The organism is Neobacillus sp. 19 (genome assembly GCF_049463095.1).
Lineage (GTDB): Bacteria > Bacillota > Bacilli > Bacillales > Cytobacillaceae > Neobacillus.
Map to the genome: position 1 here is coordinate 1 of NZ_JBMPZU010000057.1, position 13,249 is coordinate 13,249.

A 13,249-nucleotide genomic window follows, 5' to 3' on the forward strand; every position below is an offset into this window, starting at 1 on the left:
TTGCCGCCAATCGCGTCTTCTAGACTTCTTGTTACGTTGTGGTTAAAAGAGGATATTTTTCATCGTGCAGGCATTGTAAAGTGGGTTGAGCGCGGTGAACTCCATCCCCATTTATTGTTATTAAAGAATAATGGGAGAATGCATCCCGATATTTCTGCATTTACCAATCAATTCATCTATGATTCACATGTTGGTGATCATGAAAGTGTTGGTACAAGCAGAAATACTATTTAAAAAAGCCCCTTTTCCTGACAGACCATCTGTCGGTGGATACGACCTTTTAACGCTGCCCATTGTATAACAGAGCGCGCTTCTCATTGACTAATGAATTTCTGGCAGGCATTATCATCGTTCCAACTCATTCATGAATCATACGTGAATGGCCTGCGATCAATTGGGTATGTTACCCCCTATCGTGCTCAAGCAAATGTAATGGAGCTTTTATTAGCTCATTTATATGCAGCCGAATGTGCCACAGCCGATATTATTGCGGCAACTGTTCATCGATTCCAAGGCAGTGAACGGGATGTCATGGTGTTTGACACTGTTGACAGCGAGCCTCAATTCGTGCAGGAATGTTATTAATAGGCAAGGATAGCGAACGGTTGATCAACGTAGCGATTACAAGGACAAGAGGGAAGTTCATTCATGTCAGTAATCAGTCATTTATTCGTAAGCATATATATAATGGAAAAACACTTAGACAACTTGTGGAGCATCAAGTGGGGCACCGCCAAACTGTAGATATAGGACAGATCGGCAGGTGGATTCAACACCAGCACCCAAAATTGCAATGGATGCATGCACGTAAGGTAGAAAGTGTTTTTCAGGATATCGAGGCTGCCATGTCATCGATTGTTATTTCTATTCCAGCGCATGCCTCACTGTCGCGTGAATGGAAAAACACACTCCGCAATCGAGGGAAACAAGTAAGTTTAATGGTTATTTCTAAAGCAGAAATAACAGAAATACAACCTGATCAATGGCAAAACGAAGGGCTGTCATTTCCATTTATCGTCATTGATGATAGAGTCATATGGTTAGGACACCTGTTTGAAGGAGCGAGTGATGTAAGACCGCCATTTATTTCGGTGAGGCTTGATTCCGAGAAGGTTTCAGAATATTTTTTGAGTCAATTTTTACCAATAAAGTAGCACAGAGGCCAATTTTTGGTCTCTTTTTTTTGAATTAAAACAGAATAAACGGGAATGATAAATTTGTTCGTTATGGTTTAGATATTTTACTTAAAGGAGAATGAAAATGACCAACGTAAAATTAGCTGTCATTTATTACAGTATGGGTGGAACGAATTATCAACTATCTCAATGGGCTGCAGAAGGTGGAAAAGAAGCTGGTGCAGAAGTAAAAATATTAAAGGTGCCTGAGCTTGCACCACAATCTGTAATTGAAGGTAATCCGGGCTGGAAGGCACATGTAGAGGCAACAGCACATGTGCCTGAAGTGAAATTAGAGGATATAGAGTGGGCTGATGCTATTATATTTAGTGTTCCTACCCGATTCGGCAACATGCCTGCACAAATGAAGCAATTCCTCGATACGTGCGGCGGCCTTTGGTTTAATGGCAAGACTGTGAATAAAGTTGTTAGTGCGATGTCATCGGCGCAAAATCCACATGGCGGTCAAGAAGCAACAATTTTATCACTCTATACCTCCATGTACCATTGGGGAGCGATTGTGGCAGCACCAGGTTATACGGATCCAGTCATTTTCGGTTCAGGAGGAAATCCATACGGCACAAGTGTTACCGTAGGTCAGGACGGGAAAATGATTGAAGATGTACAGGCATCGGTAAAACACCAGGCAAAACGGACCGTAACTATTGCTGAATGGGTAAAAAAGGCGAATCAATAAGAGAGAAGAGCTGATTGGACATCACCAATTGGCTTTTTCATTGTGGAATTTTCTAAAAATTCTATTGACTTTTTCTAGTTTTCTATGGATAATCAAAGGAAATTAAGAAATTGTTAACGGTAAGGGACTAGTAAATGATTGGAATGTGTTAGAGAGTGAAACCCTTAGGCTGGAAGGTTTCTCACAGAAAAGATGATTGAACCTGCCCTTAAATGCTGCTTATGCAAACATAAGCCGTTTTCCCTCGTTACGGGCTCAAGTGGGACGCGGGCGTGATGCTTGCGTCAATGAAGGTGGTACCGCGGAAACGATTTTTCCGTCCTTTTTTAGGACAGAGGAATCGTTTTTTTATTTTTAATTAGAAAGGTTCGAACAGATTATGAAAAAACAGCTTGTGGTTGTAAAAATTGGTAGCAGTTCGCTTACAAATGCTTCGGGGACGATTTCCGAGGAGAAAATCCGTGATCATGTGGAGGCACTCGCTTATTTAAAAGCCGAAGGGCATGAGGTCATTCTGATTTCATCCGGGGCTGTTGCGGCAGGATTTGGCTCTTTAGGGTATCCGGCGCGGCCAAAAAGTACAGCAGGAAAACAAGCGGCGGCTGCTGTCGGTCAAGGCCTGTTAATGCAGCATTATATTCAGCTGTTCAAAAAATTTGAGATGGTACCCGCGCAGATTTTATTAACCCGTGAAGATTTTTACAGTCAAACCCGGTTTCAAAACCTGTTCTCGACGATCCATGAACTGCTGCAACGAGGCATTTTACCGATAATAAATGAAAATGATTCGGTGTCGATTGAGGAATTAACCTTCGGGGATAATGACCTGCTATCAGCCCTTGTGAGTGGTTTTTTACATGCCAACGCTTTGATTATTTTAACGGATATTAATGGACTATATGATGGCAACCCGAAAATTTCCAGAGAGGCAAAGAAATTCAATTTCATCCCAGAGGTTTCAGAAGACCTGCTTGCAGTTGCCGGTGATAGCGGCTCATCCGTTGGAACCGGCGGTATGAAGTCGAAATTAGCTGCAGCGAAAAAAGCATTATCTCTTGGTGTCAGCGTCTTCGTTGGAACTGGAACCGGAAAAGAAAAGCTGGTTGATATATTGGCTGGAAAAGGGGATGGAACCTATATCGGCGGTCCATTCCAGACACAAATGCAAATGAGGAAGCAATGGATTGCCTATCATTCTCAAGTCGGCGGCGTGATCGAAATCGATGATGGTGCAGAAAAAGCAATTCTTTTCCATGGGAAAAGCTTACTCCCGGTAGGGTCAGCCAATGTAATAGGTGAATTTAATGCTCTGGATGTCGTGGCAGTCAGAAATCAAAAAGGGAAAACGGTTGGAAAAGGACAAATTTATTATTCCTCCAATGATTTGCTAAAGGTAAAAGGATTACCAAGTGAACAGTCAAAGGTGTATTCCATAAATAAAAAGGCAGAAGTGATTCATCGTGATAATTGGGTCGCTGTGTCAAAGGAGTGAACTTAGAAATGAGTGAATTAATAGAAAAGGCAAGAAAATTAAAAAAGGCTGCAAAACAGATGGGGATGCTGTCAGCTGTTGAGAAAAATGAGGCGTTAGCGAAAATGGCTGACCATTTATTAACCGAAAAAGAATGGATAATAAGCGAGAATTCAAAGGATATTGCGGCGGGGAAAGAAAATGGTCTGTCGTCGTCTCTTTTAGATCGATTACTGTTAACTGAAGAAAGAATCGAACAAATTGTTGATGGCGTTCGTCAATTAATTCAGTTAGAGGATCCAGTTGGTGAAACCATCGAGGCGTGGGAACGGCCAAACGGGCTGCAAATTGAAACAGTTCGGGTGCCGCTTGGAGTAATTGGGATGGTATACGAAGCACGGCCAAATGTAACGGTTGATGCCGGAAGCTTATGTTTAAAGGCAGGAAATGCCGTACTTTTACGTGGCAGTTCTTCAGCGATTCACTCCAATAAAGCACTTGTTCATGTTATGCGCGGGGCACTGGCAGGGACGGCCATCCCGGAGGATGCGGTGCAGCTTTTGGAGGATACGAGCCGTGAAACTGCAGCAGAGATGTTTAAACTAAATGAATACTTGGATGTACTAATTCCACGCGGTGGTGCGGGTCTCATTCAAACAGTCGTTCAAAATGCTACTGTACCCGTATTAGAAACAGGTGTTGGCAACTGTCATGTGTTTATAGATGCAACAGCTAAACAAAATATGGGGATCGAAATTGCGATAAATGCAAAACTACATCGCCCATCGGTCTGCAATGCTGCCGAAACATTACTGATTCATGAAAATTGGCCATATATTTCAGAGGTCCTGCATGCCCTTTATGAAAGTGGGGTTGAACTTCGCGGAAGTGAAGAGCTGGTTTCTAGCTATTCGTTTGTTAAACCAGCATCTGAAGAAGACTGGCAATCTGAATTTTTAGCCCCGATTCTTGCGGTGAAACTCGTGAGCGATGTGACAGAAGCGATTGAACATATTGATCAATTTGGTACAAAGCATTCTGAAGCAATCATTACCGAAAATCAAGAAAATGTTAGCTTGTTTTTCAAGGCAGTAGATGCGGCGGTCCTTTATCATAATGCTTCGACACGGTTTACGGATGGGGAACAGTTCGGTTACGGTGCTGAAATTGGCATCAGCACGCAAAAACTGCATGCCCGCGGTCCGATGGGACTAAAAGCATTGACGACTTCGAAAGCAATTGTCCAGGGAACGGGGCAAATCCGCTCATAAAATTTGTTTTAGGCGCCGAAATGGCGCCTATTTTTTTGTTTTCTGTTATACTGTTTATACAAACATATATTCCCCTTAAGTAAGAAGGTGTCCTCATGGCAGATGATATTCATATATCCGTTCGATCTCTTGTTGAATACGTATATAACAGCGGCAGTATTGATGCCCATTTCCGTTCTCAGTCGACACTGGCAGACGGAATAAGGATTCACCAAAAGATCCAGAAAACCTATCGTGATGGTGATCAAAAAGAGGTTTTTCTTAAAACGGAAATTGCCTATAATGGCCTCACATTTATTATTGACGGCAGATGTGATGGTCTGTTATTTCATGACGGAAACGTCACAATCGATGAAATTAAGTCTTTCACCATGCCGCTTGACCAAGTGACGGGAGAAGGTTCACCCGTACACTGGGCGCAAGCGAATGTGTATGCCTATATTTATGCAAAAGATCATGCGCTACCGGAAATCAGCGTCCAGTTAACCTATGTCCATATCGAGACGGAAGCTAAACGATATTTTAATAAGAAGTATACTTTCTCAGAATTAGAGTTATTTGTTTTTAAGGTAGTTGAAGGCTATGCCCCATATGCCCAGCTGCAGCGGGAGCATCGGAACAAACGAAATGAAAGCTGTACATCTCTGGCTTTCCCTTTTGAAACCTATCGAGCTGGGCAGCGAAAATTAGCCGGGGGCGTTTATAAATCTATTATAGATGGAAAAAATCTATTCGCCAAAGCGCCGACAGGAATTGGCAAGACCATTTCTACCCTTTTTCCAGCCGTGAAGGCAATGGGAGAAGGACAGCTGAATCGGATGTTCTATCTAACTGCCAAGACGATTACCCGAACAACTGCTGAGGAGGCATTTTCCAAGATGCGTTCCTGTGGCCTTCATCTAAATGCCGTCACAATTACGGCGAAGGATAAGGTATGTTTTAAGGAAGAAACGAAATGCCAAAAGGATTACTGCGAGTTTGCAGATGGCTATTATGACCGGATTAATGATGCGGTTCTAGACATTTTAACAAATGAAACGGCTATGACCCGCGAGGTTATCGAATCCTATGCCCGTAAGCATACAGTTTGCCCTTTTGAATTTTCGCTTGACCTTGCATATACGGTTGATGCGATCATTTGTGATTACAATTATATTTTTGACCCAAGGGTGTCATTAAAGCGGTTGTTCGAGGTGCAAAAGAAGACAAGCATTTTATTGGTGGACGAGGCACATAATTTAGTTGATCGCGGCCGGGAGATGTTCTCAGCTTCTTTACATAAAGAAACGTTTCTCCAACTGAAAAAAGACTTTAAAGGCGTCAATAAGGTAATTTTTGAGGCGGCTAGTAAATTAAATGCCTCGTTTATTTCGATAAAAAAGATATATGGCAAGAATAATGAGTTTATCTTAACTCACTTAGATGAGTCTTTTTTAGAGCAACTCCGTCAGTTTATTAAGGATGCGGAGCAAGGCCTTCAGACAGATGCTTCACAAAATTTATTGGAAGCGTATTTCATGGTAAATAACTTTTTGAAAATCGTTGAACTTCTCGATGAACATTACGTTATCTACGGAGAAAAAAATAAAAATGACGTGATCGTCAAACTGTTTTGCATGGATCCAGCGAAACTCCTTAAACAAATGGGGAAAGGGTATAGTACTAAGGTGTTGTTTTCCGCCACACTTTCACCGTTACCCTACTATCAAGATATCCTTGGCGGGGAGAAAGAGGATTATCTGCTATCCATCCCTTCGCCGTTCTCAAAGGATCAGGTCGATGTTTTTATCAAACCATTATCGACTCGATTCAGGGATCGGGAACGGTCGAAGAGCCCGTTAGTTTCGATTATCCAAGCATTAACTAAAAAAAGACCTGGAAATTACTTGATATTCTTCCCCTCCTATCAATATTTGCTATCGGTTTATGAGCAATTCAAGGAAGTAAATGAGGAAACCCGAACATTAATTCAAACGAAGGGGATGTCGGAAACTGAACGGGAAGAGTTTTTAGCAGCCTTTAAGCCTGAGCAGAACGAGACCTTGCTTGGATTTGCCGTGCTTGGCGGGATTTTTTCCGAGGGTGTCGATTTAATCGGTGATCGTTTAAATGGAGTGGTGGTCGTTGGTGTAGGATTGCCACAGCTTTGTTTTGAACGAGACTTAATAAAGGATCATTTTAACCATCAGGGCAAAAATGGGTATGATTACGCCTATGTGTATCCAGGCATGAATAAGGTGTTACAGGCGGGCGGACGATTGATTCGCTCGGAAACAGATCATGGGACGATTGTCCTTGTTGACGACCGTTTTTTACAAAAGCAGTATCAAATGCTCTTGCCTCAAGAATGGAAGCAGTTTACACTCATTTGATTGAACGGGATTGGGCGGAGCATTTCTTTCTCGGTACATTAACTACAATGTTCATCGACATCTCACTCGGTATTGTCTTGCGCGAGGTTTTGACATTATATCTGATTAATTTTAGCTGCCTTTAAAAAGAGGGCAGCTTATTTTTTATAAAAAGGTGGCAAAATTTGCAACTATCTCATATAATTGAATAAAAGTTGCACTCGGGAAAGATTTTCGGAAAGGGGAAAGAGAGATGGATAAACCTAAAATAATTCAATTGGTTAATGGGGATAAGGGAAATTTGATAAAAATCACGTCTCTGCATTTAGATGGGGTAATGAGAAGAAGATTATTAGATTTGGGATTTGTAAAGGGAGCAATGGTGGAGGTTGTCCGTAAAAGTCCTTTGGGCGACCCAATTGCCTTTCGGGTCAGTCAAACAACCATTGCCCTCCGGAAAGAAGAGAGTTCTAGAATTGAAGGGGAGCTGGTATCAGATGGAAAATGAGTACCGAATTGCCTTAGCGGGGAATCCGAATACCGGAAAGAGTACGTTGTTTAATGCCCTAACAGGACTTAGGCAGCATACGGGAAATTGGGCTGGAAAGACGGTTTCCCTTGCGAAGGGCAGTTTAGCATTTAAAGAGAAAACCTTTCATCTAATCGATTTACCCGGCACCTATTCGCTTTTTTCAAATTCAACGGACGAAGAAGTGGCGAGAAACTATATTGTTTTTGAAAAACCTGATGTGACACTGGTTGTGCTGGATGCCACCTCATTGGAGCGGAATTTCAATTTGGCGCTCCAGGTGCTAGAGATGACCAAAAATGTTGTGGTTTGCATTAATTTAATCGATGTCGCGGAACAACAGGGCATTCATATTAATGAACGATTGTTGACCAACCGATTAGGGGTGCCTGTCATTAAAATTTCCGCTAGAAATAAGAAGGGATTCCCGATGCTGCTCGACACCATAGACCGGATTGTAACAGGGGCAATTGAATGTAATCCGGTTCAGTTAAAGTATCCTGAAGAAATCGAAGAAAAAATACGACAAATTGAACCTAAGGTACTTGAAGTGGTGGGAAATCAAATTTCTTCGCGCTGGGTTTCTTTAAGATTACTAGATGGTGATGCGACATTACTCGATGAAATTAGCAAACGACTGATTCGTGAGGAGGTTTGGGAATGAGTATTCAAGAGCTTTATGTTGAGGCACAAAGTTTGTCAACGTCTAAGCTGCGAGATGACATTGTTGAACATCTATACGATAGGAGCCATACATTATGCCGCGAAGGAATTTCTTATACAAAATCAAAACGGGATACTCGTACAGAAAAGCTGGATTCGATTTTTACTTCACCGATATTCGGTTTTCCGATTATGATTGTCTTGCTAGGTGTATTATTTTATTTAACCATTGCTGGAGCAAATATTCCCTCATCGATGCTAGCTGAGTTTTTTGGTTTTATTGAAGGATACTTAACCACGTTTTTTGCTTTCCTCCATGCACCGGATTGGCTTCATGGAATGCTTGTCCTCGGTTTATACCGTGGAACGACCTGGGTGATCAGTGTGATGCTGCCGCCAATGGCAATTTTCTTCCCCTCTTTCGCCTTGCTTGAAAATTATGGTTATTTACCACGAGTGGCCTTTAATATGGATCGATTGTTTAAAAGGGTTGGGGCACATGGGAAACAGTCGTTGACGATGGCCATGGGATTTGGCTGTAATGCCGCCGCCGTTATTTCCACACGGATTATCGAATCACCGAGGGAGCGGATGCTCGCCATCCTTACAAACAATTTTGTTCCATGTAATGGACGCTGGGGAACATTAATTGTGTTAGCATCCCTTTTTATGGCAGCCAATTTTACCGGGGGGATAAAATCCCTTGTTACCACAAGTGTGATTGTTGGCATTGTTCTCTTTGGAATCATTGTTACGTTTTTTGTCTCCTGGGTATTATCAAAAACAGCTTTAAAAGGAATTCCTACCCATTATACGTTAGAACTGCCGCCATACCGGAAACCTAAGTTTTTTGATACAGTGATCCGCTCATCATTAACAAAATCATGGTCCGTATTAGTCAGGGCGGTTAAAGTAGCTGCACCTGCAGCCATTCTCACCTGGGTGTTTGCAAATATTTACATCGGCGATACTAGTATTTTGATGTATGCGGTGGAATTTTTAGACCCGTTTGGTAAACTTCTTGGTCTTGATGGGTACATCATGATGGCGTTTATTCTTGGGCTGCCGGCAAATGAAATTGTCCTGCCGATCCTTTTAATGGGCTATTTGTCAACAGGGTCTTTAACAGAGGTTAACAGTCTGGTAGATTTAAAGAAAATTTTCCTAGATCACGGTTGGACATGGCTCACAGCATTAAATATGATGTTGTTTTCACTTCTCCATTATCCGTGCGGAACGACATTGCTGAATATTTATAAGGAAACGAAGAGTAAAAAGTGGACGTTCCTGGCCTTTCTTATTCCGACAGTGATTGCCATCCTCGTTCCCCTTATTATTACGCAAACAGTGAGATTGCTTGGTATCCTATAAAAAAAGACACCCGTTTTTCTAACTCATCAGAAAAACGGGTGTTTTGTTTATTTATTCCATTTTGCGAATTTCTTCTGTTACAACAAAAGCTAGATCATCATTGCCGAACAATGATAAAACACCTAGCAATGTTTCGTCCGTAATTTCCCCCGCTTCCGCTTTAGAAACTGTCAGCTCCATTGCCTCATGCAGGGCAGGGTTAGATGATTGATTTGGATAGGCAGCTGCATAAAGGTTTTGTGGATCAAGGTCATGATTTACACACCATTGTGCAAATACGAGAATCATCATTTTCTCTTCTCCTTGATAGTGTTGAATAATCTTTCGTTCTAGTTCTTTTTGATTCATAGCGGTTCTCCTTAGTATCTTTTATAAATTTCATTATATATAATTATTAAGGGATTAGTAATCAAACGAATTTGACAGGTTAAATTTTATTTTTTATAGAAATACTGTTTGAAGAATGCTTTTTATGAAGGGAGAATTAATTATGAGTAAAATTGAAGTAGGAGAAATCTTTACGATAAGTGACGAGAGTAATGAGGAACAGGATGTTGAAGTACTAGGGGTCATGACGATTGAAGGAATAGATTATGTTGCTGTCGGTTTTGCCGAAGACGTGAAACAAGAAACGGATGACGATATCGATATTTTCTTTTTAAAGGTTGATGAGGATGGGGATTTCTCCGCCATAGAAAGCGATGAGGAATTTGATAAGGTTTCTGCTGCATTTGATGAAATGATGGATGAAGAAGAATAATTCGATTGGAAAAATTATGTATGAATAAATTTGGTTTTGGAATACTAACATGGAGAATATCTACAAAGGAGAACACTCATGTTAATTGAAGAAGGAACCAAATACCAAATTTCACAGTCAGCTAAAGAATTTTTCAATTCAGCCGAAACGATGACGGTGAAAAGCAATAATGGGGTTACTGTCCAATTTATTCTTGGTGACAGCAAGGGCCATGGTTCAATGCCAGTTGAACACTTTGATTATTTATTTAAAAGATCGAATTTAACGCTAATCCCAACTAAACGCTCCTTAATAACCAATGATATCAATGAGGAACAAATTGGATAACCAAAATGCATTGCTTCGAAATGAGGTAATGCTTTTTTATGATTTTTTTCTATATTAATGGGTACCTACAAATTGAGGAGTGATTAATGATGATAACAAAAAGTATAACATTACCAGATGCGACCATTGCGTTTGTTGATGAGGGTGAAGGGGATGCAATCATCTTGCTCCACGGTTTTTGCGGTAGTTCGGGTTATTGGGAAAACGTCATTCAAAAACTATCAACCAATTGCCGCGTAATTGCCCCAGACCTTCCAGGGCATGGAGATTCAAGTATTGATAAGGAAATTTTTTCGATTGAGGATTATGCGGACATTCTTAAGGAATTATTAGGTCAATTAAATATCCAAAAGGTTACAATGTTTGGCCATTCATTAGGGGGCTATATTACACTCGCCTTCGCTGAAAAATATAGTGACCATTTAAATGGATTCTCGCTTATCCATTCCACTGCGTTTCCCGATTCGGAAGAGGCGAAAAAGGGCAGAGTGGCGAATGTAGAAAAGGTACAACATGAGGGAATGCATTCTCTCATTGATGGATTGATTCCGAAGCTGTTTTCACCCGAAAACGTAGAGCAGGATTATGTAAAAACAGCCAAAGAAATTGTGTACGGAACATCACCGAAGGGTGCCATTAGTGCATTAACAGCAATGAAGAATCGGCCTGATCGGAATTATGTAATGGAGTCCACTTCCTTGCCGGTATTATTAATTGCCGGGGAACAGGATCAGATTATTCCAGCAGAAAAAACATTTTCTGTGAGCGGGGAGAACATCAAGCGGGTGGTAATAAAAGAGTCCGGACATATGAGTATGTATGAAAACTCTGAGCAACTAATTTCTGAAATGAAGAAATACCTATCAAGTATTTAGTTTCAAACTAAAACAACAAAAATTCCCAACCGATTGACAGGTTGGGAATTTTTGTTTAGTGTTCATCTGCAGGCAATACGCCCATAAAAATTCCATCAAAAAATGCTGCTATAAATACTTCACCTTGTTTGTTTTCAAAAGGCACACCAACCATTACAAAGTTGTATGAAATATTATGTATGACTTCAACGGTATTAGCACCAGTCCATTTTAATCCATCTTTTTTAAGATCTTTTTTCACTATTTTAAAGGCTTCACTGCTGATTATATCAGCAACAATTTTATTCCCTTCAGCACCTAGGATAGGTTCAACAACGCATCCACATCCACCAGACATTTCATCTGATTGATTAGTAACTGCTGCTTTTGCCGTATTCCCAGTTGTCACAAATAATGATAAAGCAACCAAAATGCCACATAAAACGGTTAATAATTTCTTCAAGCAAATTCCTCCTTTTTTCAAATCTCCCTTATTTCATTCTCTATATTTCGACAAACTCCTTCAAAAATCTTGGGAATATTTTAGAAAACTGCCAAAATTTATTACAGAATTGTGTCGAACTTGGTGTCAGGCACCAAATAGTTGTGATTTTTCTGTAAATACGTTCTAATAAAAGTAAGTATTCTAGGTAGAGGGGTTCATAGGATGGGTTTTTTCATCGTTGTTTTTGTGATATACAATTTACTTTTATTTTATATCGGCTGGAATGGGTGGAAATGGATTCAGACAATATGGGGAAATAAGCGGTCAACGAAATATATATATTGGGGCGTTCTCATATTTTTCGCCTATTCATTTATGCTTGGGCGCTGGTTAGAGGCATTTCAAATTATTACATGGGTTGGAGCCCTTTGGCTGGGAATCTTTTATTTTTCACTGTTTTTACTACCGATCGTGAATCTACTGGTTTTTTTATCGAGATTTACCTGCTTTTCGAAAAGAAATGTAATGAAATGGTCAGGTTTGGCTACTGGCATCGCCATTTGCTGCTTACTAGTTTTTGGCATTTTCAATGCTTACAGCCCAGTTGTTCGGACATATACGGTCAACATCCCGAAGGAGGTTGAAGGAAAACAATCGTTCAACATTGTAATGGCGTCTGATATGCATTTTGGTGTCCTGTCTGGTGCCAATCATGCCAAAAAACTTGTCAAGGAAATCAATTCCCTGCATCCTGACCTGGTATTATTCCCAGGGGATATAATCGATGATGATGTGAAACCGTATCTCGACAAAGGGATTCCACAAATATTAAAACAAATAAATGCTCCGGTATATGCATCATTTGGTAATCATGATCGCGATCAAAGTGCTGATTTGGTAAAAGTATTTACGAATAGCGGCATGAATGTTCTGGACGATCAAACAGTGGAGTTGGATAATGGCATTACCCTAATCGGCAGGAAAGATAGAGGATATCAAGATGTTGTCCGAGCCAAACTGGTTGATTTAATGAAGCAAGCGGAAGTAACGAAACCGGTGATTTTACTTGAGCACCAGCCGTATGATCTAGATATTGCCGAGAACAAAGGCGTTGACCTGATGGTGTCGGGACATACCCATCGCGGCCAAATCGCTCCGATGAACATGATTACTAAGAAGATTTATGAAAATGATTGGGGATATCTAAAACGCGGTCAGCTTCAATCTATTGTTTCTTCGGGATATGGCTTTTGGGGGACGCCAATTCAAATCGGCAGCCGTGCAGAGATTGTCAAAATCAAGGTTACCTTTAAGGGACGAAACAATATGTAACAA

The 13,249-nt window shown here is 40.8% G+C and carries 15 protein-coding genes and 1 pseudogene; 14 read left to right on the forward strand and 2 right to left on the reverse strand.

Annotated features, from left to right (window positions below):
- The 10 genes and pseudogenes from ACO1D1_RS17600 to ACO1D1_RS17645 form a co-directional block, all read left to right on the forward strand.
- Positions 1-234 (forward strand): annotated as a pseudogene (locus tag ACO1D1_RS17600) (DNA helicase); the annotation flags it as partial.
- A gap of 90 nt (positions 235-324) precedes the next feature.
- The gene (locus tag ACO1D1_RS17605) at positions 325-585 is read left to right on the forward strand and encodes an AAA domain-containing protein (protein WP_423336585.1); all 261 of its coding nucleotides are present in this window, start codon (positions 325-327) and stop codon (positions 583-585) included.
- Positions 576-1,154, forward strand: coding sequence for a hypothetical protein (locus ACO1D1_RS17610; RefSeq protein ID WP_423336586.1), 579 nt, complete (start codon positions 576-578; stop codon positions 1,152-1,154). Before ACO1D1_RS17605 ends, ACO1D1_RS17610 begins: the two co-directional genes overlap by 10 nt.
- 106 nt (positions 1,155-1,260) lie before the next feature.
- Positions 1,261-1,872, forward strand: a complete 612-nt coding sequence (gene wrbA, locus ACO1D1_RS17615; protein WP_423336587.1) for an NAD(P)H:quinone oxidoreductase — start codon at positions 1,261-1,263, stop codon at positions 1,870-1,872.
- A gap of 379 nt (positions 1,873-2,251) precedes the next feature.
- Positions 2,252-3,364: a glutamate 5-kinase gene (gene proB / locus ACO1D1_RS17620; protein WP_423336588.1), complete on the forward strand. Its 1,113-nt coding sequence runs from the start codon at positions 2,252-2,254 to the stop codon at positions 3,362-3,364.
- A gap of 8 nt (positions 3,365-3,372) precedes the next feature.
- On the forward strand, positions 3,373-4,614 hold the full coding sequence (locus tag ACO1D1_RS17625) for a glutamate-5-semialdehyde dehydrogenase (RefSeq protein ID WP_423336589.1): 1,242 nt from the start codon (positions 3,373-3,375) through the stop codon (positions 4,612-4,614).
- Between the two features lie 95 nt (positions 4,615-4,709).
- Positions 4,710-6,986 carry an ATP-dependent DNA helicase gene (locus ACO1D1_RS17630; protein WP_423336590.1) on the forward strand — a complete coding sequence of 759 codons (2,277 nt, stop codon included), beginning with the start codon at positions 4,710-4,712 and terminating at the stop codon, positions 6,984-6,986.
- Between the two features lie 232 nt (positions 6,987-7,218).
- The gene (locus tag ACO1D1_RS17635; protein WP_423336591.1) at positions 7,219-7,473 is read left to right on the forward strand and encodes a FeoA family protein; all 255 of its coding nucleotides are present in this window, start codon (positions 7,219-7,221) and stop codon (positions 7,471-7,473) included.
- The gene (locus ACO1D1_RS17640) at positions 7,463-8,158 is read left to right on the forward strand and encodes a FeoB small GTPase domain-containing protein (protein WP_423336592.1); all 696 of its coding nucleotides are present in this window, start codon (positions 7,463-7,465) and stop codon (positions 8,156-8,158) included. The genes ACO1D1_RS17635 and ACO1D1_RS17640 overlap by 11 nt, the downstream gene beginning before the upstream one ends.
- Positions 8,155-9,528: a nucleoside recognition domain-containing protein gene (locus tag ACO1D1_RS17645; RefSeq protein ID WP_423336593.1), complete on the forward strand. Its 1,374-nt coding sequence runs from the start codon at positions 8,155-8,157 to the stop codon at positions 9,526-9,528. The genes ACO1D1_RS17640 and ACO1D1_RS17645 overlap by 4 nt, the downstream gene beginning before the upstream one ends.
- 51 nt (positions 9,529-9,579) lie before the next feature.
- Here the strand turns inward: ACO1D1_RS17645 and ACO1D1_RS17650 are convergent, their stop codons facing one another.
- Positions 9,580-9,876, reverse strand: a complete 297-nt coding sequence (locus ACO1D1_RS17650) for a hypothetical protein (RefSeq protein ID WP_423336594.1) — start codon at positions 9,874-9,876, stop codon at positions 9,580-9,582.
- A gap of 142 nt (positions 9,877-10,018) precedes the next feature.
- Between ACO1D1_RS17650 and ACO1D1_RS17655 the strand changes: the two genes are divergently transcribed.
- The 3 genes from ACO1D1_RS17655 to ACO1D1_RS17665 all read left to right on the forward strand — a co-directional run bounded on the left by ACO1D1_RS17655 (position 10,019) and on the right by ACO1D1_RS17665 (position 11,490).
- On the forward strand, positions 10,019-10,288 hold the full coding sequence (locus ACO1D1_RS17655; RefSeq protein ID WP_423336595.1) for a DUF1292 domain-containing protein: 270 nt from the start codon (positions 10,019-10,021) through the stop codon (positions 10,286-10,288).
- A gap of 78 nt (positions 10,289-10,366) precedes the next feature.
- A complete protein-coding gene (locus tag ACO1D1_RS17660) occupies positions 10,367-10,615 on the forward strand; it encodes a hypothetical protein (protein ID WP_149870315.1) in 249 nt (82 codons plus the stop codon).
- Between the two features lie 86 nt (positions 10,616-10,701).
- Complete coding sequence (locus ACO1D1_RS17665; protein WP_423336596.1) at positions 10,702-11,490, forward strand: alpha/beta fold hydrolase; 789 nt, start codon at positions 10,702-10,704, stop codon at positions 11,488-11,490.
- 55 nt (positions 11,491-11,545) lie between these two features.
- On the opposite strand, the gene ACO1D1_RS17670 is transcribed toward ACO1D1_RS17665, so the two are convergent.
- Entirely contained in the window at positions 11,546-11,932 is a 387-nt protein-coding gene (locus ACO1D1_RS17670; RefSeq protein ID WP_423336597.1) for a hypothetical protein, read from the reverse strand.
- Between the two features lie 204 nt (positions 11,933-12,136).
- Here ACO1D1_RS17670 and ACO1D1_RS17675 point away from each other — a divergent pair, with 204 nt between their 5' ends.
- Entirely contained in the window at positions 12,137-13,246 is a 1,110-nt protein-coding gene (locus ACO1D1_RS17675; RefSeq protein WP_423336598.1) for a metallophosphoesterase, read from the forward strand.
- Positions 13,247-13,249 lie beyond the last annotated feature (3 nt).

Excerpts from the sequence above, each read along its gene's own strand:
- ACO1D1_RS17605 (WP_423336585.1), top strand. The coding sequence starts at position 325 with ATGAATTTCTGGCAGGCATTATCATCGTTCCAACTCATTCATGAATCA.
- ACO1D1_RS17610 (WP_423336586.1), top strand. The coding sequence starts at position 576 with ATGTTATTAATAGGCAAGGATAGCGAACGGTTGATCAACGTAGCGATT.
- wrbA (WP_423336587.1), top strand. The coding sequence starts at position 1,261 with ATGACCAACGTAAAATTAGCTGTCATTTATTACAGTATGGGTGGAACG.
- proB (WP_423336588.1), top strand. The coding sequence starts at position 2,252 with ATGAAAAAACAGCTTGTGGTTGTAAAAATTGGTAGCAGTTCGCTTACA.
- ACO1D1_RS17625 (WP_423336589.1), top strand. The coding sequence starts at position 3,373 with ATGAGTGAATTAATAGAAAAGGCAAGAAAATTAAAAAAGGCTGCAAAA.
- ACO1D1_RS17630 (WP_423336590.1), top strand. The coding sequence starts at position 4,710 with ATGGCAGATGATATTCATATATCCGTTCGATCTCTTGTTGAATACGTA.
- ACO1D1_RS17635 (WP_423336591.1), top strand. The coding sequence starts at position 7,219 with ATGGATAAACCTAAAATAATTCAATTGGTTAATGGGGATAAGGGAAAT.
- ACO1D1_RS17640 (WP_423336592.1), top strand. The coding sequence starts at position 7,463 with ATGGAAAATGAGTACCGAATTGCCTTAGCGGGGAATCCGAATACCGGA.
- ACO1D1_RS17645 (WP_423336593.1), top strand. The coding sequence starts at position 8,155 with ATGAGTATTCAAGAGCTTTATGTTGAGGCACAAAGTTTGTCAACGTCT.
- ACO1D1_RS17650 (WP_423336594.1), bottom strand. The coding sequence starts at position 9,876 with ATGAATCAAAAAGAACTAGAACGAAAGATTATTCAACACTATCAAGGA.
- ACO1D1_RS17655 (WP_423336595.1), top strand. The coding sequence starts at position 10,019 with ATGAGTAAAATTGAAGTAGGAGAAATCTTTACGATAAGTGACGAGAGT.
- ACO1D1_RS17660 (WP_149870315.1), top strand. The coding sequence starts at position 10,367 with ATGTTAATTGAAGAAGGAACCAAATACCAAATTTCACAGTCAGCTAAA.
- ACO1D1_RS17665 (WP_423336596.1), top strand. The coding sequence starts at position 10,702 with ATGATGATAACAAAAAGTATAACATTACCAGATGCGACCATTGCGTTT.
- ACO1D1_RS17675 (WP_423336598.1), top strand. The coding sequence starts at position 12,137 with ATGGGTTTTTTCATCGTTGTTTTTGTGATATACAATTTACTTTTATTT.